Source organism: Klebsiella sp. 2-CIP_Kleb., assembly GCF_050378715.1.
Classification (GTDB): domain Bacteria; phylum Pseudomonadota; class Gammaproteobacteria; order Enterobacterales; family Enterobacteriaceae; genus Klebsiella; species Klebsiella quasipneumoniae.
In genome coordinates this window covers 73,662-94,417 of the sequence record NZ_JBNRLG010000008.1, presented here as the reverse complement: position 1 = coordinate 94,417, position 20,756 = coordinate 73,662, and the positions used below count along the sequence as shown (strand labels likewise).

Annotated in this window: 18 protein-coding genes, 3 pseudogenes and 1 other annotated feature; of the genes and pseudogenes, 8 read left to right on the top strand and 13 right to left on the bottom strand. The window is 59.0% G+C overall.

The window, feature by feature from the left end:
• Positions 1-243: 243 nt before the first annotated feature.
• The 3 genes from ACQUTP_RS22185 to ACQUTP_RS22175 are packed head-to-tail and all read right to left on the bottom strand — an operon-like array spanning position 244 to position 2,020.
• Positions 244-783, bottom strand: coding sequence for a septation protein A (locus tag ACQUTP_RS22185; RefSeq protein WP_004203842.1), 540 nt, complete (start codon positions 781-783; stop codon positions 244-246).
• A gap of 54 nt (positions 784-837) precedes the next feature.
• The gene (locus tag ACQUTP_RS22180; protein ID WP_004203845.1) at positions 838-1,581 is read right to left on the bottom strand and encodes a YciC family protein; all 744 of its coding nucleotides are present in this window, start codon (positions 1,579-1,581) and stop codon (positions 838-840) included.
• Between the two features lie 25 nt (positions 1,582-1,606).
• Positions 1,607-2,020 carry a YkgJ family cysteine cluster protein gene (locus ACQUTP_RS22175; RefSeq protein ID WP_004203847.1) on the bottom strand — a complete coding sequence of 138 codons (414 nt, stop codon included), beginning with the start codon at positions 2,018-2,020 and terminating at the stop codon, positions 1,607-1,609.
• 269 nt (positions 2,021-2,289) lie between these two features.
• On the opposite strand from ACQUTP_RS22175, the gene ompW reads away from it, so the two are divergent.
• Positions 2,290-2,928, top strand: coding sequence for an outer membrane protein OmpW (gene ompW / locus ACQUTP_RS22170; protein WP_004203849.1), 639 nt, complete (start codon positions 2,290-2,292; stop codon positions 2,926-2,928).
• Between the two features lie 78 nt (positions 2,929-3,006).
• Here the strand turns inward: ompW and ybiX are convergent, their stop codons facing one another.
• The 3 genes and pseudogenes from ybiX to ACQUTP_RS22155 all read right to left on the bottom strand — a co-directional run.
• Positions 3,007-3,684 carry a PKHD-type hydroxylase YbiX gene (ybiX, locus tag ACQUTP_RS22165; RefSeq protein WP_285755346.1) on the bottom strand — a complete coding sequence of 226 codons (678 nt, stop codon included), beginning with the start codon at positions 3,682-3,684 and terminating at the stop codon, positions 3,007-3,009.
• A gap of 48 nt (positions 3,685-3,732) precedes the next feature.
• Positions 3,733-4,563: pseudogene (locus ACQUTP_RS22160) on the bottom strand (TonB-dependent receptor domain-containing protein); the annotation flags it as partial.
• Between the two features lie 143 nt (positions 4,564-4,706).
• A pseudogene (locus tag ACQUTP_RS22155) lies at positions 4,707-5,035 on the bottom strand (short-chain dehydrogenase); the annotation flags it as partial.
• A gap of 172 nt (positions 5,036-5,207) precedes the next feature.
• Here ACQUTP_RS22155 and ACQUTP_RS22150 point away from each other — a divergent pair.
• Positions 5,208-5,469: pseudogene (locus tag ACQUTP_RS22150) on the top strand (hypothetical protein); the annotation flags it as partial.
• 47 nt (positions 5,470-5,516) lie between these two features.
• Here ACQUTP_RS22150 and ACQUTP_RS22145 read toward each other — a convergent pair.
• The gene (locus tag ACQUTP_RS22145; RefSeq protein WP_004203855.1) at positions 5,517-6,425 is read right to left on the bottom strand and encodes a LysR family transcriptional regulator; all 909 of its coding nucleotides are present in this window, start codon (positions 6,423-6,425) and stop codon (positions 5,517-5,519) included.
• 127 nt (positions 6,426-6,552) lie between these two features.
• Between ACQUTP_RS22145 and ACQUTP_RS22140 the strand changes: the two genes are divergently transcribed.
• From ACQUTP_RS22140 to ACQUTP_RS22130, 3 genes are read left to right on the top strand one after another with little or no spacing between them, the layout of a single operon-like run.
• Entirely contained in the window at positions 6,553-7,863 is a 1,311-nt protein-coding gene (locus ACQUTP_RS22140) for an MFS transporter (RefSeq protein WP_004203856.1), read from the top strand.
• Between the two features lie 14 nt (positions 7,864-7,877).
• The gene (locus ACQUTP_RS22135) at positions 7,878-8,966 is read left to right on the top strand and encodes a tartrate dehydrogenase (protein WP_004203857.1); all 1,089 of its coding nucleotides are present in this window, start codon (positions 7,878-7,880) and stop codon (positions 8,964-8,966) included.
• A 2-nt stretch (positions 8,967-8,968) separates the two neighbouring features.
• Positions 8,969-10,228 (top strand): glycerate kinase type-2 family protein, encoded by a 1,260-nt coding sequence (locus ACQUTP_RS22130; RefSeq protein WP_032455868.1) that lies wholly within the window; start codon positions 8,969-8,971, stop codon positions 10,226-10,228.
• Positions 10,229-10,444: 216 nt separating this feature from the next.
• Here ACQUTP_RS22130 and trpA read toward each other — a convergent pair whose 3' ends face one another.
• The 5 genes from trpA to ACQUTP_RS22105 are packed head-to-tail and all read right to left on the bottom strand — an operon-like array spanning position 10,445 to position 16,976.
• Positions 10,445-11,254 carry a tryptophan synthase subunit alpha gene (gene trpA, locus ACQUTP_RS22125; RefSeq protein ID WP_004203859.1) on the bottom strand — a complete coding sequence of 270 codons (810 nt, stop codon included), beginning with the start codon at positions 11,252-11,254 and terminating at the stop codon, positions 10,445-10,447.
• Entirely contained in the window at positions 11,254-12,447 is a 1,194-nt protein-coding gene (gene trpB, locus ACQUTP_RS22120) for a tryptophan synthase subunit beta (protein WP_004203860.1), read from the bottom strand. Before trpB ends, trpA begins: the two co-directional genes overlap by 1 nt.
• A 9-nt stretch (positions 12,448-12,456) precedes the next feature.
• A complete protein-coding gene (trpCF, locus tag ACQUTP_RS22115) occupies positions 12,457-13,815 on the bottom strand; it encodes a bifunctional indole-3-glycerol-phosphate synthase TrpC/phosphoribosylanthranilate isomerase TrpF (protein WP_004203862.1) in 1,359 nt (452 codons plus the stop codon).
• Positions 13,816-13,818: 3 nt separating this feature from the next.
• Positions 13,819-15,414 (bottom strand): bifunctional anthranilate synthase glutamate amidotransferase component TrpG/anthranilate phosphoribosyltransferase TrpD, encoded by a 1,596-nt coding sequence (gene trpD, locus ACQUTP_RS22110; protein WP_285755342.1) that lies wholly within the window; start codon positions 15,412-15,414, stop codon positions 13,819-13,821.
• Positions 15,414-16,976, bottom strand: a complete 1,563-nt coding sequence (locus tag ACQUTP_RS22105; protein ID WP_043521239.1) for an anthranilate synthase component 1 — start codon at positions 16,974-16,976, stop codon at positions 15,414-15,416. The genes trpD and ACQUTP_RS22105 overlap by 1 nt, the downstream gene beginning before the upstream one ends.
• A 33-nt stretch (positions 16,977-17,009) precedes the next feature.
• Positions 17,010-17,105, bottom strand: a sequence feature (Trp leader region).
• A gap of 159 nt (positions 17,106-17,264) precedes the next feature.
• On the opposite strand from ACQUTP_RS22105, the gene rnm reads away from it, so the two are divergent.
• A complete protein-coding gene (rnm, locus tag ACQUTP_RS22100; RefSeq protein WP_285755340.1) occupies positions 17,265-18,128 on the top strand; it encodes an RNase RNM in 864 nt (287 codons plus the stop codon).
• Between the two features lie 16 nt (positions 18,129-18,144).
• On the top strand, positions 18,145-18,765 hold the full coding sequence (locus ACQUTP_RS22095) for an L-threonylcarbamoyladenylate synthase (RefSeq protein WP_002901738.1): 621 nt from the start codon (positions 18,145-18,147) through the stop codon (positions 18,763-18,765).
• Between the two features lie 21 nt (positions 18,766-18,786).
• Here the strand turns inward: ACQUTP_RS22095 and ACQUTP_RS22090 are convergent, their stop codons facing one another.
• Positions 18,787-19,695, bottom strand: coding sequence for a DMT family transporter (locus ACQUTP_RS22090; protein ID WP_053810527.1), 909 nt, complete (start codon positions 19,693-19,695; stop codon positions 18,787-18,789).
• Positions 19,696-19,806: 111 nt separating this feature from the next.
• Here ACQUTP_RS22090 and gcvA point away from each other — a divergent pair, with 111 nt between their 5' ends.
• On the top strand, positions 19,807-20,703 hold the full coding sequence (gene gcvA / locus ACQUTP_RS22085) for a transcriptional regulator GcvA (RefSeq protein WP_043521236.1): 897 nt from the start codon (positions 19,807-19,809) through the stop codon (positions 20,701-20,703).
• Positions 20,704-20,756: the final 53 nt, after the last annotated feature.

The window sequence follows — 20,756 nt, the reverse complement described above, 5'->3', positions numbered from 1 at the left end:
AATGAGATCGAGAATATTAATGATAACAATTATCATTACAATGTAACGAAATGAATCTCCATAAAATCCTCACAATTAGCGCAATTTTTTACGCTGCCGATTGAAATCGTGAAGGGAGCCTGCGCTGTGGGGCCGGGAAGCTGTCAGGTTACGCGCGGAGGTGGTGGTGGCAGGGACGGTTGGCCAGCGCAGCAAGGGTACCCGGGGCGAGCGCGGCGCGCGGGTGGCGCGCCGGTGGAGGCGTTAGTGGTGGTCGTCCTGCGGCATATGACGGTAGATGTAGATCCCGCTCAGCAAGGTAAAGACCAGCGTGAGGGCAGTTAAACCGAAGACCTTAAAGTTAACCCAGATATTCTGCGGCAACCAGAAGGCGATATAGATATTAGCCAGCCCGCAGAGGATAAAAAACGCCGCCCAGGCCAGGTTAAGGCGCGACCAGACCTGCTGCGGCAGGGTCAGCTCTTTACCCAGCATGCGCTGGATAAGCGGCTTTTTCATCACCCACTGGCTGAAGAGCAGCGCGCCGGCGAACAGCGCATAGATCACCGTCACCTTCCATTTAATAAACTCATCATTGTGGAAGAAGAGGGTTAATCCACCGAAGACGGCCACCAGCACGAAGGTGATCAGCGCCATTTTTTCGATTTTACGGTAGCGCACCCAGCTGTAGATCAGCACGATGGCGGTCGCCACAATCAGCGCCGTGGTGGCGGCGTAGATATCGTAAAGCTTGTAGAAGGCGAAGAAGACCACCAGCGGTAAAAAATCCAGAAACTGCTTCATACATCGATCCCGTCTGTCAGGACGGACCGGGAAATTCCCCGGTCCAGGTTAAAATTAGCTACGGATAAGCATATACACGCGGAATAAATAGATCAGCAACAGGGCGGAAATCAGGTTGCTGAGGGTATTAATCACCACCGCGCCGACGTTTGGCGTCAGGGCGGCAAAGCTGGAAGCAAACAGTAACAGCAGAGTTTTCGCCACCAGCCAACCGATAATGGCCGGCGCCACCAGCCGCAGATTGGCCCACGCCAGGCGCATGCTGCTGCGCATGGCGCCGAGGATGCCCATTTTGTCCTGCACCAGCATGATTGGCGCAAAGGCCAGCACAATGGCCAACAGGACGCCGGGCACCAGCACTAACATCATCCCCATCTGCACCAGGAAAGTGGTGAAGAGGATCAGCAGCAGCAGCTTTGGCAGCACCGGCGCCGAGGCGCCGATGGCGCGCAGGGCGCTGACACGATGACCGGCAGAGACCAGCTGGATGAGCAGCAGGACGCCGCCGGCGAGGATCGCATTGCCCACCAGACCCGAGAAGGTTGATGCCGCCGAGGCGCGCAGCAGAACCTGCTGCTGCTCCGGCGTCATATTCTGCACCAGTTCGAACAGGCCTGCGCTACCGGCGAGGTTGTCGCCTTCGCTGAGTATCGACAGCTGCTCGTCGCTGGGTGAAAAGGCATGGCCAAGTACTACCGTAATGAACGCGCACAACAGCGCAATCAGCAAAATGGTAATGAACTGATTACGAAAAAAATTCCCGGTGTCACGGTAGACGGACTTCGCCGTGATAGACATGCATTCTCCTTGAGTGTCGCAGGTGTTAACTAGCCGGCGATTGTACCGCAAATCCTTCCGTCGTAGCACTCTCTGCGCCGGTCAGGGCAGGTATATCTTTGTAAAGAGGCCGCAATGGCGGCAGCCCATAGCGCGCTCGCGCCCGGTTGCAGGCGTCGTTTTCCTCGCCGTTTTCCCCGGACATGGCGAATTCGCGACATGGCGAAGGACGGTTTTCATAGATAGTGCAGTGGACGGCGTCGCCGATCTCGCCCGATAGCGCCGCACAGCGGCTCTGACGTTGATTAGTGCCGCTCATACAGCGCAGGAAGGGGGTCAGCGGCTCGGTCAGCGCGGCGGGCACCAGGCCGCCCGCGTCGTCGGCTTCCGCCCAGTAGAAAGAGACTCGAAAATACGCACAACAGGCACCGCACGTCATGCACGGGTTGATTTCACTCATAATTACACCTGAAAAAAACGCATCAACACAGATTGTCGGCAGTTAACTTATCCAGCCGCCTCAGCGGCGGCAAGAGGGGCAGAAATAATTTTTTTTGCGAAAAGTGAAAATTGATGTGCGAAGGATTTAGCGTATTGCGATCGGTATCAAAAATTAATCTGGATCAATAAATGTTAAATCTAAGGTTTTAGTGTGATCTAAAACAGATCAAACGTAACTCGTTATAGGTATATTTGGCCGCGCTGAAAAACCATAATGAGGAAGTGGATATGAAGAAGTTAGCAGCGGCGGCATTGATTCTAAGCACTCTTACTACCGGCAGCGTCTGGGCGCATGAAGCGGGTGAATTTTTCATTCGTGCCGGGACCGCCACCGTCCGACCGACGGAAGGCTCTGACAATGTGCTGGGCAGCCTGGGCAGTTTCAACGTCAGTAACAATACTCAGCTGGGTTTAACTTTTACCTATATGGCGACCGATAACATCGGTGTGGAACTGCTGGCGGCTACGCCGTTCCGCCATAAGGTTGGTACCGGGCCAACCGGCACCATCGCTACCGTGCATCAGTTGCCACCCACCCTGATGGCGCAGTGGTACTTTGGCGATGCGCAAAGCAAGGTGCGTCCGTACGTGGGGGCGGGGATTAACTACACCACCTTCTTTAATGAAGACTTTAACGATACCGGCAAGGCGGCCGGGCTTTCCGATCTGAGCCTGAAGGACTCCTGGGGCGCGGCAGGACAGGTCGGCCTCGATTACCTGATTAACCGTGACTGGCTGCTGAATATGTCGGTGTGGTACATGGATATCGATACCGATGTGAAATTCAAAGCCGGCGGCGTGGACCAGAAAGTCAGCACCCGCCTGGATCCGTGGGTGTTTATGTTCTCCGCAGGCTATCGGTTCTAACGCCTGCTGCAAACTGGCCAGCGGACGGCCAGTCTGTTGCCTCCTCACCCCTGCCTGCGATAAACCTTCGCCTGCGGATCACACTTCAGTCCACTGGCGCAGCAGGTTGTGATACATATTGAGCAGGGAGAGGACCTCTTCCCCGTCGCCAAAGCGGGTTTTGAGAGACTGGATCGTGCGGTCCAGGTCGTAGAGCATCGCGCGCTGCTTATCGTCGCGGACCATCGACTGGATCCACAGGAAAGAGGCCTGGCGAACCCCGCCGGTGACCGGGGTGACGCAGTGCAGGCTACTGGCGGGATAGAGCACCAGATGTCCGGCCGGGAGCTTCACCCGGTGCTGGCCATAGGTATCTTCAATCACCAGTTCGCCCCCTTCATAGCTTTCCGGCTCGCAGAGGAACAGCGTCGCCGAGAGGTCGGTCCGTATCCAGCCCGCATCCCCGTTCTGGCGCACCGCGCCATCGACATGAAAACCGTAGGTCTCCCCCGGCCCGTAGCGATTAAACAACGGCGCGGAAATCGTCCGCGGCAGCGCGGCGGAAAAAAACTGCGGATGGCCGCGCAGCGCGTCGAGTACGGCGGCCTGCAGACGGGCATACAGCGGCGTGCGGGTATCGATCTGCTGGTTTTGTTTGACGGTCGCCCCTTGGCTGCCGACGGTAACCCGCCCGTCAACCCATTCGGCCTGCGCCAGCAGGCGGCCATATTCAGCCACCTGGTCCGCCGTCAGCACGTCAGGAATGTGATACATCATTGCGGTGTTCTCTCAAAAAGGTGGGGCGCGATGGCCCCACGTACAGACTCAGAAATGGACGTTCGCCGTCAACATAAAGGTACGGGGTTCGCCCGGATGATAGCGATAGCCGCTCTTGTTGATGGAAGCCACATAATCGGTATCAAACAGGTTGTACATATTGAGTTGCAGATCGAGATTGCTGTTGACCCGATAGCCCAGTTTGGCGTCGGCGACCCAATAGCCCTCGGTGTGATCCGGGGTACCCACCGCGCCATCGCTGCCCCGGCGCAGGCTTCCTACATAGCGCACGCCGCCGCCGACGGACAGATCGCTGGTGGCCTGATACTGCGTCCACAGCGTAAAGGCATGTTTCGGGGTGTAGGCCAGCGCGGAAGAGCCATCCTGCGCCACATTCTGACCCTCTGTCACCGTGGCATGCTGCTGGGTGTAGCCGGCGATGATTGTCCAGTCCGGGGTCAGGTTCCCGGTTGCGGAGAGCTCATAGCCTTCCACGCGCTTTTTGCCGTACTGCGACCAGGTTCCGTCATCGTTGGCGGCCACTTCGTTTTCAATATCGGTGCGGAATAACGCCGCGCTGAGCAGCAGGCGCTTGTCGAGGATCTGCCACTTGGTGCCCAGTTCGCTGGATTTCGCTTTCTGCGGTTTAAAGTCGGTCCGGTTGGCGCTGTTGCCGCTACCGCTGGCAGCCAGCGCGAAGCTGCTGCCCCCCGGCGGTTGCTGCGAGATGGCATAGTTGACGTAGATATTGCCCTGCTCGGTTAAGCGATACAGCGCCCCGGCCTTCCAGTTAACCAGGTTACCGGATTTAGCGGTATCGACAGTGGTGACCGGGCTGCCGGTCGACTGTCCTGGCGGGCAGGCGACAGCCCCGCGTCCGACAAATTTCATAAATTTTGAACAAAAAAGGCGGATTAGCTCGGCGAAGGTGGCGGGACAAAGCGGTACATAGCGTGGTGACCCTGGGTCAATGACGCCGGGCGGGCGCCGGAGGATGCCCGGAGGCAGGCGTCCCGGCGGGCTTACCAGGGCACCGTGCGGCCCTGGTAAGCCGGAAACTCCAGTCCCGGGCGCCGCTGCTTGTCGAGCAGGATGTTCACCAGGCATGGGATGGTCTCTTCGATGGTCAGGGGGCGTCGGCCCCGCCGAGCTCGGTGCGGATCCATCCCGGAGCCATCACTACCAGCGGGTGGCAGGCTGAGGTGGGGCGAGCGGCGAAGCTGCGCATGAACATATTCAGCGCGGCTTTACTTCCGCGGTAGAGCTCCCGCTGGCCGCCGAGATTGTTCGTCAGACTGCCCTGGCCGGAGGACATCACGCCCAGCAGCCCCTGCGGCTTGACCGCCGGCTGCGGCAGCTGGTGCGTGAGGTGTGTTGTGAGTAAAAAAAAAGCCCGCACAAGTGCGGGCAAAAATACTGGAAGCAATGTGAGCAATGTCGTACTGAATACCTGAGTTATTTACTCAACTATTCAGTAATGAGAAAGATAATATTTCTCATTTAAGATATCAACCCCATCTTTTGTGCGGAAGCGATTTTTATCCAAGGGTAAAGACCGTGCGCTGCTGGATATCATCAGCGTGATGAACCAGCCGGTGCGCGATGAGCAGATCCTCCAGGCGGCCGGCGTCCAGCTGGAACAGATGCTGTTTCCGCTGCTGGTGGCGGTAGGGCGCCATGGCCCGGTGGGGGGGGCTGGCGGATCATTTAGGGCGCGATAACACCACCGTCAGTCGCCAGGTGAAGAAACTGGAAGCCCAGGGGCTCGCCTGTAAGCAACCGAACTAAATTCTCGCGTGTTGCCGCCCCGGCGCAACAATCATCTTTTTCCGTCACAAATCACGGGTCAGCTCGTCGATGTTGTCGGAAAGTATCTCCAGTAGGGATCGCAAATAGATAGTGTTATTTCCCTGATGCCACATCGCGCTGAGGGGAAGGCCTTCGATATGTTTTTTGGGCGCGAGCTTAAGGTATTTCACGCCGTCCGCATTCATATCTTTATATGACGCAGGTACCAGAGCGATGCCCAGTCCAGCGGCAACAAAACTCAGGATAGTCTGCTTCTCTTCGGCATACTGCGCGATGACAGGCATGCTGCCACCCTCCTTGAAAATATTCATTGTCAGGTCATGGCTGTGACGCCGGGTGCCTCTTTCCGGCACGATAACCGGCTCGTGTCGGAAGTCATCGATACTGACTTCGTCATAACTGACCAGGCGGTGGTTAGCGGGCACGGCGAGCACGCAGGTTTCATTGGCGATAAAACGTGTTGTCAGCGTGGCATCAATATGTTCCGGCGGACGTACAAAGACCACATCCAGCCATCCTGAAATGAGTCGGGGGATAAGTTTATGAGATTTATCTTCCGTAAGATGAATGTCTGCCTCCGGAAAACGCCTGACGAAAAGATTAAGCAGTTCAGGAAGTAATCCTTTGGCTGCGCTATCGATAGCTCCGATCCGCAACGTCCTTTTCTGCAGCAGGCTATTTTTACGGAATCGCTGCCGTAGCGCATCGAAATCAGCAATGACCGTTTTGGCCTCATTTAAAAAGGCGGCACCTTCAGGCGTTAGCGACACATTGCGGGTCGATCGATTCAGTAGTCTTATCCCCAAATCATCTTCCAGCAGTTTGATGAAGCGACTCAGTGACGCAGGCATCATTTCAAGTTTACGGGCAGCACGGCCGAAGTGAAGCTCATCACCCAATACCACAAAGCAACGTAGCTGATTTATATCCATTTTTTCACCAAAACCTGATTATGCAAATTATTTATATAAAGCCATGCCGATGATAAAGCGGTTCAAAACTTCATACTGGGTTTATTACAAAACGATAACAACCCTACATCACTATGGAGCATCCGTCATGAAAAACGACCTCGAAAAGAAGGTGATGCGCAAGGTTACCCTGCGCATTATTCCTTTCATCATGCTGCTGTACTTCATTGCCTTCCTCGACCGTGTCAACATTGGCTTTGCCGCCCTGACCATGAATCAGGATCTGGGTTTTTCACCTACCGTTTTTGGGCTGGGCGCCGGCATCTTCTTCCTGGGGTACTTTCTGTTTGAGGTGCCGTCAAACTTAATTCTCCATAAAGTAGGTGCCCGCATCTGGATTGCCCGCGTCATGATCACCTGGGGCCTGGTCTCTGGCTGCATGGCTTTTGTGCAGGGTACGACGAGCTTCTACATTCTGCGTTTTCTACTCGGTGTAGCGGAAGCCGGTTTCTTCCCAGGAATTATCCTTTATCTCAGTTATTGGTTCCCGGCAGCCAGACGCGCGCAGGTTACCGCCATCTTTATGGCCGCAGCCCCGCTCTCTACAGCATTGGGATCGCCTGTTTCTGCCGCCCTGCTGGAGATGCATGGCTTTCTCGGCTACGCCGGCTGGCAGTGGATGTTTGTGCTGGAAGCCTTGCCAGCGCTGATACTCGGCGTTGTGGTTCTGTTCTTTCTTACCGATCGTCCGGCCAAAGCCAAATGGCTGACTGACGAAGAGCGTGCATGGCTGGAAAACACCATGCAGGCCGAGGAGCTGGCCCGGGCGGCAAAACAGAACCACAGCAGCGCATGGAAAGGACTGGCGGATAAGCGGGTACTGGCTCTGGCGCTGGTCTATTTCGGTACTTCTGCCGGCTTGTACACACTTGGCATCTGGTCCCCGCAAATCATCCGCAGCTTCGGTGCTACCTCACTGGAGATTGGCTTCCTCAACGCCTTCCCGGCGGTCATCGGCGTCATCGCCATGATCCTGTGGGCGCGGCATTCTGACCGCACCAGAGAGCGCAGCTGGCATGTGATTGGTGCCTGCCTGCTGGCAGCAGCCGGTCTGATTTACGCCGGTAACGTCAGCACACTGTTTACCGTGATTGTTGCCTTAACCCTGGTCACCGCAGGCATCAGCGCCTCGAAACCGCCCCTGTGGAGTATGCCTACCGTGTTCCTCAGCGGCCCGGCTGCGGCCGCGGGTATTGCCACGATTAACTCCATCGGCAATCTGGGCGGCTTTGTCGGCCCGATGATGATTGGGGTGATCCGCGAGCAGACCGGTAGCTACACCTGGGGCCTGTACTTTGTCGCCGGACTGCTGGCTATTTCGGCCCTCATTGTCCTGATCCTTTCTGCCAGGGCGGGTAAACCGCAAACGGCAGAACTCACTCATCCTCATACTCATTAACCGGAGAATTTACTATGCGTAACTATAAAATTGCCGCCATACCTGCCGACGGTATTGGTCCTGAAGTCATCTCGGCAGGTGTTGAAGTGCTGCATGCACTGACACGCCACGATCCGCAGCTGAAGTTTGATGTGGAGACCTTTGACTGGGGGTCGGACTATTACAAAAAACATGGCGTGATGATGCCGGAAGAAGGGCTGAACACACTAAAAAAATTTGATGCCATTTACTTCGGCGCGGTGGGCGCACCGGATGTCCCTGACCACATCACACTCTGGGGTCTGCGCCTGCCAATTTGCCAGGGGTTTGACCAGTACGCCAACGTGCGTCCAACCAAAATCCTGCCGGGTGTCACCTCACCGCTGCGCAACCGCGGGCCCGGCGATCTTGACTGGGTGATTGTGCGCGAAAACTCCGAAGGTGAGTATTCCGGTAACGGCGGTCGTGCACACCGTGGCTTACCGGAAGAAGTCGGCACCGAGGTGGCCATCTTCACCCGCGTCGGGGTTACTCGCATTATGCGCTATGCCTTCAGACTGGCGCAGTCTCGTCCACGTAAACTGCTGACCGTGGTGACTAAATCCAACGCCCAGCGCCACGGAATGGTGATGTGGGATGAGATTGCCGCCGAGGTGGCGCAGGAATTCCCGGATGTGCAGTGGGACAAGATGCTGGTCGATGCGATGACGCACCGCATGACGCTGCATCCCCAGACCCTGGATACCATCGTTGCCACCAATTTGCATGCCGATATCCTTTCCGATCTGGCCGGCGCGCTGGCGGGCAGTCTGGGCGTAGCGCCGACCGCCAATATTGATCCGGAACGCCGCTTCCCTTCCATGTTCGAACCTATCCATGGTTCAGCTTTTGATATCACCGGCAAAGGCATTGCTAACCCGATAGCAACCTTCTGGACTGCGGTACAGATGCTTGAACATCTGGGAGAGCGTAACGCCGCGGCGATGATTATGGAAAGTATCGAATATGTTTGTGAGAAAGGCATTCTGACGCCAGATGTCGGTGGAACGGCCAGTACCGCGGACGTCACCCGCGCTGTAGTGGAATTTATCGAAGCCAGAGCAAATATCGCCGAGACCGTATAACCATGATAAATGAACAGCCTGCAGAGATCCTGCAGGATATTTTTCAGCATGCTGTCGACAGCGCCCGAGCCGGGCCTGCGATCCTGTCTAACCTGCCGGAAAAACCGCGTGGCCGCTGCGTGGTAATCGGTGCCGGTAAAGCCTCGGCGGCAATGGCAGCGGCTGTGGATGCAGCCTGGCCGGATGTGGATGTGTCTGGCGTGGTGGTGACGCGTTACGGTTACGCGGTGCCTGCTGGTCGCATCCGGATTATCGAGGCTGCTCATCCGGTATCGGATTCGATGAGCGAAGTTGCCGCCATGCTGATTGTGGAAGCGCTGCGCGGATTGACCTCTGATGACCTGGTGCTGGCGCTCATTTCCGGTGGCGGGTCGGCGTTGATGGCGCTGCCCGCACCAGGATTAACATTGAAAGATAAGCAGGCCATTACGCGCGCGCTACTGCACAGCGGTGCCAATATCAAAGAGATGAATCTGGTACGTCGTCATCTCTCCGCGGTGAAAGGCGGCAAGCTGGCAAGAATGGCGCAACCGGCCCGTATTGTGTCACTGATTATCAGCGATGTGCCGGGGGATAACCCGGCAGATGTGGCATCAGGTCCTACTGTCGCCGATGACAGTACGCCGCTTGATGCGCTTCGGGTGCTTCAGCGCTACGGTATTCAGACCCCGGAACCTGTTCATAAACTGCTAAGCCAGCCGGCAGGCCCGGTTGAAAGCACAGCGAACAGCGAAGTAAAACTCATTGCCACGCCGCAGCGGGCTTTGCAGGCTGCCGCGCTGGTTGCGTGCAGACACGGACTGACGCCGCTTATTCTCGGCGATGCGTTAGAAGGCGAAAGTCGTGAAGTGGCCATTGTTATGGCCGGGATTGCTAAATCCGTGAAGCAATATGGTCATCCGGTTTCCGGTCCGGCAGTGCTGTTGTCGGGTGGCGAAACCACCGTGACGGTAAGTCAGGGTCAGCACGGGAAGGGTGGTCGTAATACTGAATTTGCGCTCAGTCTGGCCTGTGCGTTGCAGGGAGAAAGCGGTATATGGGCAATCGCCGGCGACAGTGATGGTATCGACGGAACGGAAGATGCAGCAGGTGCGCTGGTATTCCCGGACACGCTAACACGCGGCAAAATGGGTGGTCTAAATGCGGCTAGTTATCTTGATGCACACGATAGCTATAGCTATTTTCATGCGCTCGATGACCTGGTAATGACCGGCCCAACGTTAACCAACGTCAATGATATTCGGGCAATATTGATTGCCTGACCTATCGCTCTCCTGTACCAGGGAGAGCGATATTTTTACTTTCAACATGGTGCAAATCTTCGGTATCCGCCCGCCATCAATTTCCACGTTAAAGCGCATCGCCTGGCGTCAAGGTGTCGATCATCGTTCAGTCTGATGTGCAGGCGTGCAAGATGACGTGGAGGGGGAGCTAACGCGAGGAAATCGCCGCCTGGCGCGATGCCAGGCGGCTGACGGTCAGGCGGTTTTGGTCGCCGCCTTCAGGCTCTGGACGAAGGCTTTCAGCTCGTCGAGCATGGTTTGCGGCTCATCAAGATGACGTTCGATGATTTTGACGATGGCGGAACCGGAGATCGCCCCGGCGGCCCCGGCGTCAATGGCGGCGCTCACCTGCTCCGGCGCGGAGATGCCAAAGCCCTGCAGCGGCGGCGCAGCGTGATATTCCGCCAGCTTCTCCACCAGATGGTGCAGCGGCAGCGCAGCGCGATTTTCCGCACCCGTCACCCCGGCGCGCGACAGCAGATAGGTGTATCCGCGACCATAAGAGGCAATCTGGCGCAGTAAATCGTCATCCGCATTGGGCGGGCAAATGAAAATTGGCGCGATGTTATGGCGCATCGCCGCCTGGCGGAACGGGGCGGACTCTTCCACCGGCACGTCGGCTACCAGCACCGAGTCGACGCCGACGCGGGCGCACTGGGCATAGAACTCATCGATACCCGGGCTGAAGACGAGGTTCGCGTACATCAGCAGGCCGATTGGGATCGTTGGATGCTTCTGGCGGATCGCCGCCAGCATCTCAAAGCACTGCGCCGGGGTTACCCCCGCGGCGAAGGCGCGCAGGGCCGCGCCCTGGATGGTCGGGCCGTCCGCCAGCGGGTCGGAGAAGGGGATCCCCAGCTCAAGGGCATCGGCGCCGCCTTCGATCAGCGCATCGATAATTTTCAGCGACTGCTCCGGTCCCGGATCGCCAAGGGTGACAAAGGGGACGAAAGCGCCTTCCTGGCGGTTTTTCAGTTGGGCAAACAGCGTCTCATAGCGTTCCATCAGATTTCCCCTCGCGCTTTCAGGATGTCGTGTACGGTGAAAATGTCTTTATCGCCGCGGCCGGAGAGGTTAACCACCAGCAGCTGCTCTTTTTCCGGGTTCTCGCGCATCATTTTCAGCGCATGGGCCAGAGCGTGAGAGGACTCCAGCGCCGGGATGATCCCTTCGTGGCGGGAGAGCGCTTTAAACGCCTCCAGCGCTTCGTCATCGGTGATCGACACATAGTCGGCGCGCCCGGTGCTGTTAAGAAACGCGTGCTGCGGCCCAACGGACGGGAAGTCCAGCCCGGCGGAAATGGAGTAAGATTCCTCGATCTGGCCGTCGGCGGTTTGCATCATCGGCGACTTCATCCCGAAGTAGATCCCCACACGACCATGCTTCAGCGGCGCGCCGTGCTCCCCGCTTTCGATACCGTGCCCGGCAGGCTCCACGCCGATCAGGCCGACGCGGGTTTCCTCGATAAAATCAGCGAACATGCCGATGGCGTTTGACCCGCCGCCGACGCAGGCGATCACCGCGTCCGGCAGACGGCCCTCTTTTTCGAGGATCTGCGCTTTGGTCTCTTCGCCGATCATGCGCTGGAATTCACGCACGATGGTCGGGAACGGGTGCGGACCGGCGGCGGTGCCCAGCATATAGTGCGCCTTCTCGTAGCTACCGGACCAGTCGCGCAGCGCCTCGTTACAGGCATCTTTCAGCGTGGCGGAGCCGCTGTGCACCGGGATCACCTCGGCGCCCATCAGGCGCATACGGAAGACGTTCGGCGACTGGCGCTCGACGTCCTTGGCGCCCATGTAGATACGGCATTTCAGACCGAGCAGGGCGCTGGCCAGCGCTGAGGCGACGCCGTGCTGACCGGCGCCGGTCTCGGCGATAATTTCGGTTTTGCCCATCCGTTTGGCCAGCAGAGCCTGGCCCAGCACCTGGTTGGTTTTGTGCGCGCCGCCGTGCAGCAGATCTTCGCGTTTCAGGTACAGGGTAGTGCGGGTCCCTTCGGTCAGGTTCCGGCATTTGGTCAGGGCCGTCGGACGACCGGCGTAGTTTTTCAGCAGGTCGGTGAATTCCGCCTGAAAGGCCGGGTCCTTCTGCGCGCTGACAAAGGCCTCTTCCAGCTGGCGCAGGGCGGGCATCAGGATCTGCGGCACATACATGCCGCCGAATTCGCCGAAGTAGGGGTTCAGTAAAGTGCTCATTATTGCTCCTTAATATGCGCGCAGCGTCTGGAATACGGAGGCCAGCTTGCTGGCGTCTTTAATCCCGGGTTGCGACTCTACGCCTGAATTGAAATCGAGTCCGGCACAGCCGCTTTTGGCCGCTTCCACACAGTTATCGGCGCCGAGGCCGCCCGCCAGCATGACGTTGCGCAGGTCCTGGCCCTGCAGCAGGCTCCAGTCAAAACGCTGGCCGCTGCCGCCCTGGCCGTTGTCGAGCAGATACTTATCGACATGGCGGAGTGTACGGGACGGCAAGGTTTCGCCAACGCTCAGCGCTTTCCAGATGCGGACGCTATCCGCGAGGGCGTCGCGCAGCGCGTCGATATAGGCCTGGTCTTCATCACCGTGCAGCTGTACGGCGGCCAGCTCCAGGGCCTGGGCGCGGGCGACCACCTCATCCAGCGGCGCATTGCGGAAGACGCCGACGTACTGCAGCGGCGCGGCGGCGATCACCGCTTTGGCCTGGGCGTCATTTACCGCCCGCGGCGAGGTCGGGACGAAGATCAGCCCACCGTAGATGGCGCCAGACTCCCAGGCCACCTGCGCATCCTGCGGGCGCGTCAGGCCGCACACTTTGTTCTCGCCGAGCAGCACGCGCTTGACCGCCGCTTCCAGATCCGCCTGCTCCATCAGGGCGGAGCCGATCAGGAAGCCGTTGGCGAAGTGGCTCAGCTCACGCACTTCGGCATAGGTATGGATGCCGGATTCGCTGATCACCGTGACATCCGGGCCGAGACGCGCCGCCAGCTGACGGGTGCGGTTGAGGTCAATCGACATATCGCGCAGGTCGCGGTTGTTGATGCCTACCACCTTCGCCTTCAGGGCGATGGCGCGCTCCAGCTCCTCATCATTGCTGACTTCGGTGAGCACGCCCATATTCAGGCTGTGAGCCACCGCCGAGAGCTGACGATACTGTTCATCGTCGAGCACCGACAGCATCAGCAGGCAGGCGTCGGCCTGATAGTAGCGCGCCAGGTAGATCTGGTAAGGGTCGATGGTGAAGTCCTTACACAGGATCGGCTGCGGCGCGACCTTGCTGACGATCGGCAGAAAATCGAAGCTGCCCTGGAAATATTTCTCATCACACAGCACCGAGATCGCCGAGGCGTAGTGTTTGTAGATGCTGGCGATCGCCGCCGGATCGAAATCTTCGCGAATCAACCCCTTCGACGGCGAAGCCTTTTTGCACTCGAGAATAAACGCGGTGCGGGTGCCGGCCAGCGCGTCATAGAAATTGCGCTGCGTCGGGACGACCTCATTCTGAAAACTGGCTAACGGTTGTTGTTGTTTGCGGGCTTCCACCCAAATCGCTTTGTCGGCAACGATTTTTGCTAAAACGGTCTGCATTCTTTACCCTCTTGCCGCTAAGGCGGTCACTCTGTCATAGGCCGCGCCGCTGTGCAGCACATCCAGTACCTGCTGAGCGTTAGCTTTCAGATCTTCATGCCCGTGTAAACGCATCAACATGGCGACGTTGGCGGCGACGGCGGCTTCGTGAGCGGCTTCACCTTTACCTTGTAGCAAGCGCGTCAGAATGTCACGGTTTTCTTCCGGCGTGCCGCCCGCCAGCTGCGCCTGATGGTAAGGCGTCAGGCCGAAATCGTCGGCGGTCAGCTTATAGCTTTTAATTTCCCCGTTATGCAGCTCGGCGACCACCGTGGGCGCATGCAGCGAGACTTCATCCATCCCGCCGCTGTGCACCACGGCAGCGCGCTGATAACCGAGTACGCGCAAGGTTTCCGCAATCGGCAACACCAGTTCCGGGCTGTAGACGCCAATCAGCGCCAGCGGCGGATGCGCCGGGTTGATCAGCGGCCCCAGCACGTTAAACAGGGTACGGGTCTTCAGCTGCTGACGGACCGGCATCGCGTGGCGGAAACCGGTGTGGTACTTCGGCGCGAACAGGAAGCAGACGCCCAGCTCATCGAGCGCCGCGCGGGATTTATCGGCGTTCATATCGAGATTAATGCCGAAGGCCGCCAGCAGGTCAGAAGAGCCTGATTTACTGGAAACGCTGCGGTTGCCGTGCTTCGCCACTTTCAATCCACAGGCGGCGGCGACAAACGCGCTGGCGGTGGAGATATTAATGCTGTTGCTGCCGTCGCCACCGGTGCCGACGATGTCGGCAAACAGGTAGTCCGGGCGCGGGAACGGCGCGGCGTTTTCCAGCAGCGCGGTGGCGGCGCCGGCAATTTCCTGCGGCTGCTCGCCGCGCACTTTCATACTGACCAGCGCGGCGGCCAGCTGTTCAGGCTTCACTTCGCCGCGCACGACGGCGGAGAACAGCTGGTGGCTCTCCTGCTGGCTCAGGGTTTCCGCCTGGTACAGCTTCTCAAGGATCGGCTGGAGGGTGTTGGTATGCTCCAGCTTCTGCAGCGCCCAGGCCAGGGTCTGCTCCAGCAGTCGCGCGCCCTGGGTGGTGAGGATCGATTCCGGGTGGAACTGGAAGCCGCACACCCGATCCGCATCGTGACGCACCGCCATCACCATGCCGTTGAAATTGGCGTTAATCGTCAGCCCGGCAGGAATATTGCTGCCGACCAGCGAGTGGTAGCGCGCCACCGGCAGCGGGTTAGCCAGACCGGCAAACATCGCTTGGCCGTCGTGCTCAATGCTGGAGGCTTTGCCGTGAAGGATCTCGCCCGCCTGGCCGACATAGCCGCCGTAGGCTTCGACAATGGCCTGGTGGCCGAGGCAGATGCCGATGATCGGCAGCTTGCCCCGCATGCGGGTCAGCAATTCCGGCATGCAGCCGGCTTCGCTTGGCGTACCCGGGCCAGGGGAGAGCATCAGCACCGGATTGTCCATGGTGCCCAGACGCTCAATCAGCGCCTGCGCCGGAACGGAGTTACGGTAAATCACCACGTTATGGCCGTTGGCGCGCAGCTGGTCTGCCAGGTTATAGGTGAAAGAATCGATATTATCGAGCAGCAGAATGTCAGCCATCAGAAAATCTCCTTCGCGTGATGGGCCTGGGCAATGGCGCGCAGCACCGCGCGGGCTTTATTTCGGGTCTCATCCGCTTCCGACTGGGGAACCGAGTCGAGCACAATGCCGGCTCCGGCCTGGACGGTAGCGATACCCTCCTGTACGTAGGCGGAACGGATGACGATGCAGGTGTCGAGGTCGCCGTGGGCAGTGAAATAGCCCACCGCGCCGCCGTAGCTGCCGCGTCGTTTACCTTCGGCGGCGGCAATCAGCTGCATGGCGCGAACCTTCGGCGCGCCGCTGAGAGTGCCCATGTTCATGCAGGCGCGGTAAGCGTGCAGCACATCGAGATCCTGACGCAGTTCACCCACCACCCGGGAGACCAGATGCATCACGAAGGAGTAACGGTCAACCTTGGTTAAATCGGCGACATAGCGGCTGCCCGGGGTACAGATGCGGGCCAGATCGTTGCGCGCCAGGTCCACCAGCATCAGGTGCTCGGAAAGCTCTTTGTGATCGGTACGCATTTCCAGTTCGATACGGCTGTCGAGATCGCGATCCAGCGAACCGTCGGCGCGGCGGCCGCGCGGCCGGGTGCCGGCGATGGGGTAGATCTCAATCTGACGGCTGACGGCATCGTACTTCAGCGAGCTTTCCGGCGAGGCGCCGAACAGGGTGAAATCGTTGTCCTGCATAAAGAACATGTACGGGCTGGGGTTGCTCTTCTTCAGCACATCATAGGCGGCCAGCGGCGACGGGCAGGGCAGCGAGAAGCGGCGGGAAGGGACCACCTGGAAGATTTCCCCGGCGCGGATCGCGCGCTGCATTTTGCGCACCACCGCGCCGTACTCTTCATCGCTCTGGTCAACGTCGCAGCGCATTTCGGCCACGGTGGTAACCGGTAGCGGCGCCGGCGGCTCGTTCAGCTGCTGACGCAGCTGGCTCAGGCGCTGCTCCAGGCGCTGTTTTTCACTCTCCAGCGGGGTGAACAGGCTCGCCTGGATGCGGGTATGCTTGGCCTGATGGTCGATGACCAGCAGGGTCTCCGCCAGATAGAAGCAGTAGTCCGGGCAGGCGGTGTCGCTCTGCAGGGGCGGCAGATCTTCAAAGCCGGCCACCAGGTCATAGGCGAACAGGCCGCCGAAGAACATCGCTTCACGCTCGTTGGCCGGGACGGTCACCAGCTCCTGCAGGAGACGGAATGCGTCAAACACTGACAGCGAGCAGAGGCGGGCGTCTTCATCGAGCAGGGAACTGACTGCCGGGAAGGTCAGGATCCGGCCGTTGGGCTGGCGCTGATTGGCGATCCCGGAGGGCAGCGCACCGTCCAGCAGCTCCAGCAGCGCGGCGCCGTTGGCGGAGAGGGCCTGAATGGTGACAGTGTCACCAAGAGCGGTGATGCGCAGCGCGCTGTCCACCAGCAGCAGGCTTTTTAAGTCATCTTTGCTGTCGATGTCAGCCGATTCCAGCAGCAGCGTGGCCGGACGGGCGCCGCACAGTTGGTGGAATAACGCCGTCGGGTTCTCCCGGTAGATGGCGTCGCTGGTGAGAAGCTCGAGTGCCGGTTTGGATGTTTGCATTATTGTTCTCGCCTGTTCGTATTATTTTTGTCCAATAAAAAGCCCGCTCATTGGCGGGCCGGGTATCTGTATGCTGAATGCAAAACGCGATCACGCCGCCCGTTATCAGGAGGTGCGCCACCAGCTGTGCAGAGTGATAAAGTGCATTTTCATCGTGATACCCCTTCATGTGAACTTGCGTACTAGTTAACTAGTTCAATGGAATAAAGTCAACCCTTGTTTGCAGATTTTCTCTGCCTGTCGGTATGATAATGCGCTTATTTACGTTGATGTCCAGCAGGAGTCCTTTTGAGCGACAGCCAATACGCAGTGATTTACGATCTGCACAGCCATACCACCGCCTCTGACGGGCGGCTGACTCCGCAGGAACTGGTCCATCGCGCCCATGAAATGCGCGTAGGCACGCTGGCGATCACCGACCATGACAGCGTGGCGGCGATCCCCGCGGCCCGGGAGGAGATCGCCCGCGCCGGATTACCCTTGACCCTGGTGAACGGCGTCGAGATTTCCACCCTCTGGGAAAATCACGAGATTCATATTGTGGGTCTCAATATTGATATTGCGCACCTTGCGATGACCGCCCTGCTGGAGGAGCAGAAAGCGCGGCGCCAGCAGCGCGGCCAGATGATTGCCGAGCGTCTGGAGAAGGCGCGCATCCCCGGCGCCTGGGAAGGGGCGCTGCGGCTGGCGGACGGTGGCGCCGTCACCCGCGGCCATTTTGCCCGTTTTCTGGTGGAGGCCGGCCACGCGAAGAACATGGCGGAGGTCTTCAAAAAATACCTTGCCCGCGGGAAAACCGGTTACGTGCCGCCGCAGTGGTGTACAATAAAACAAGCAATTGATGTCATTCATCATTCTGGCGGTAAGGCGGTGATAGCCCATCCCGGGCGTTACGATCTTTCCGCCAAGTGGCTTAAGCGGCTGTTGGCCCACTTCAGCGAGCAGGGCGGTGATGCCATGGAAGTGGCCCAGTGCCAGCAGGCGCCCCATGAACGCGCCCAGCTGGCCGCCCTGGCCGTGCAGTTTGGTCTTCTGGCGTCGCAGGGTTCCGATTTCCATCAGCCCTGCGCGTGGATCGAACTTGGCCGTAAGCTCTGGCTCCCTGCCGGCGTGGAAGGCGTCTGGCACAGCTGGGAAGCGGCCACCGAATAAAAATTGAGAGGGAAGTATGAGCCAGTTTTTTTATATCCATCCGGATAACCCGCAGGCGCGGTTGATTAACCAGGCGGTGGAGATTGTGCGTAAGGGCGGGGTGATCGTATATCCTACCGACTCCGGCTACGCGCTGGGCTGCAAAATTGAAGACAAGGGCGCGATGGAGCGGATCTGCCGCATCCGTCAGCTGCCGGACGGCCACAACTTCACCCTGATGTGCCGCGACCTGTCCGAACTGTCAACCTACGCTTTTGTGGACAACGTGGCGTTTCGCCTGATGAAAAACAATACGCCGGGCAACTACACCTTTATCCTCAAAGGAACGAAAGAGGTACCGCGCCGGCTGCTGCAGGAGAAGCGTAAAACTATAGGTATGCGCGTCCCGTCCAACCCCATCGCTCAGGCGTTGCTTGAGACCTTAGGCGAACCGATGCTCTCTACCTCGCTGATGCTGCCCGGCAGCGACTTTACCGAATCCGACCCGGAAGAGATCAAAGATCGTCTGGAGAAAGTCGTGGACCTCATTATCCACGGCGGTTTCCTGGGGCAGCAGCCGACCACGGTTATCGACCTGACGGAAGATACCCCGGTGGTGCTGCGCGAAGGCGTGGGCGACGTGAGGCCGTTTCTCTGACACTACCTGCCGGGCGGTGCCTCATGCGCCGCCTGGTACCCTCTCTTTTCTCCCCGACGGCACGACCATCATCCACAGCGCCAGGCAGACCAGCAGCGCGCCGAGAATTAACCCACTCTCCACAATCTCTCCAAGAAAAAGATAGCCCCACAGCACCGCAAAAGGCGGGATCAAAAAGGTCACGGACAGTGAACGCAGCGGTCCAATATCAGCGATCAGGCGGAAATAGAGGATATACCCTGCCGCCGTGCAGACGACACCCAGCATAAGCATTGCCATCCACGGCAGGCCCTGACCCCAGTCCACAGCCAGCCCATGCCCGCAGGACCAGAGAAAGAAGGGGCATAAAAACAGCGTGGCGCCGATTTGGCTGCCCAACGCGACGCGCTCCGCTTCGAGGCCGCCGCGCTGTTGGATCCAGCGGCGGGTCAGAAAGCCGGCCAGGCCATAGCAGGCGGTGGCGGTCAGACAGGCGCCGACGCCCGGCAGCAGCTGGGCGGCGCCGAGGCCGGTAGTCGGGCGCGCGATCACCGCCACGCCAATAGCGCCCAGCGCCGCGCCAGCGCCTTTGCGCAGGGTCAGCGGTTCCGCAAAGCAGAGTGCGCCAATCAGCACCCCCATCATCGGCGCCGTGGCGTTGAGCGTGGCGGAGTACCCTGCCGGTAGCCATTGCGCGGCAAGGCAGTACATCAGAAAAGGGAGGCCGGAATTGATGACCCCCAGCTTCAGAGTGGCGATGAATTTACCCTCATACCCGCCCCATTTTCCGCGCGCGCCGGCCAGCAACCCTAAAGCGACGGCGGCGAACAGCACGCGCAGAAAGGCGCTGTTTACCGCGCCGAAAGCCGGGGTGGTGATGCGCATAAACAGAAAGCTGGCACCCCAGAGGGCGGCAAGCAGCAGCAGGCGACCACAGTCGATAACACGCATGATTGACTCCTTGTGAACGGTAAGGAAGCTAACTGTAGAGCTCTCGTGCAATGGCCGACAAACGCGTTATGCTTACATGATTAAGTTTTTCTTAACTGAGGTTCTATAGCCATGAAACTCCCGCCGCTGAATGCGTTGCGCTGTTTTGAGGCGGCGGCGCGGCTGCTCAGCCTGAAGCTGGCCGCCAGTGAACTTTGCGTCACACCCAGCGCTGTCAGCCAGCAGATTGCCCGCCTGGAGGAGGCGCTGAATGTCCCGCTATTTATCCGTACCCCCCGACGGTTACAGTTAACGGAGTTGGGGGAGATCTACCTCCGGGCCGTGCAGCCCGCGTTTCATCAGATAGCTGCCGCCACCCGGCGTCTGCAGGTGCCCCCGGGGCCAGAAAAAGTGACTGTCAGTTGTACCAGCGGCTTTGCTATTCAATGGCTGCTGCCGCGGCTGGCTGATTTTGAACAGCGCTATCCACAGATAGAGATCCTGATCGGCACCACCAACCGGCGAGTGGATTTGCTGAGCGAAGAGATCGATTTTGCCGTGCGGCATGGCGTCGGGGGCTGGCCGGAACTGCAGGCTTATCGTCTGCTGGATGACGATCTGATGCCGGTCTGTAGTCCGCAGCTGATTGCTCCGCACCAGACCCTCGCCGATGCCAGCGATCTACTAGAGTATCCGCTGCTGCACGATGAACATCGTGAGGACTGGGCGCTGTGGTGCGAGGCCGTGGGGCTGGAAGCGCACCGCGCGCGCCGTGGCCCGGTGTTCACTGATTGCAACGGCGTAACGGAGGCGGCATTAGCCGGTATGGGGATGGCTTTACTGCGACGTTCATTCATAGCGCCTGCGCTGACGCAGGGGCGGCTGGTGAATCCTCTGGCGCAGCCCATCGCCTGTCCGCTGGCCTATCATCTGGTTTACCACGAGACCGCGCTGCTGGCCCCTGCCAACCGCTGTTTTCGTGACTGGCTGCTCGCCCAGCGCTCTGCCGTCGCGCAAGAGCAGGCGTAGCGCAGGGAGGCGCTCTCTGTCCGACTAAGACCAACACAGGTGAGGGTAGACAG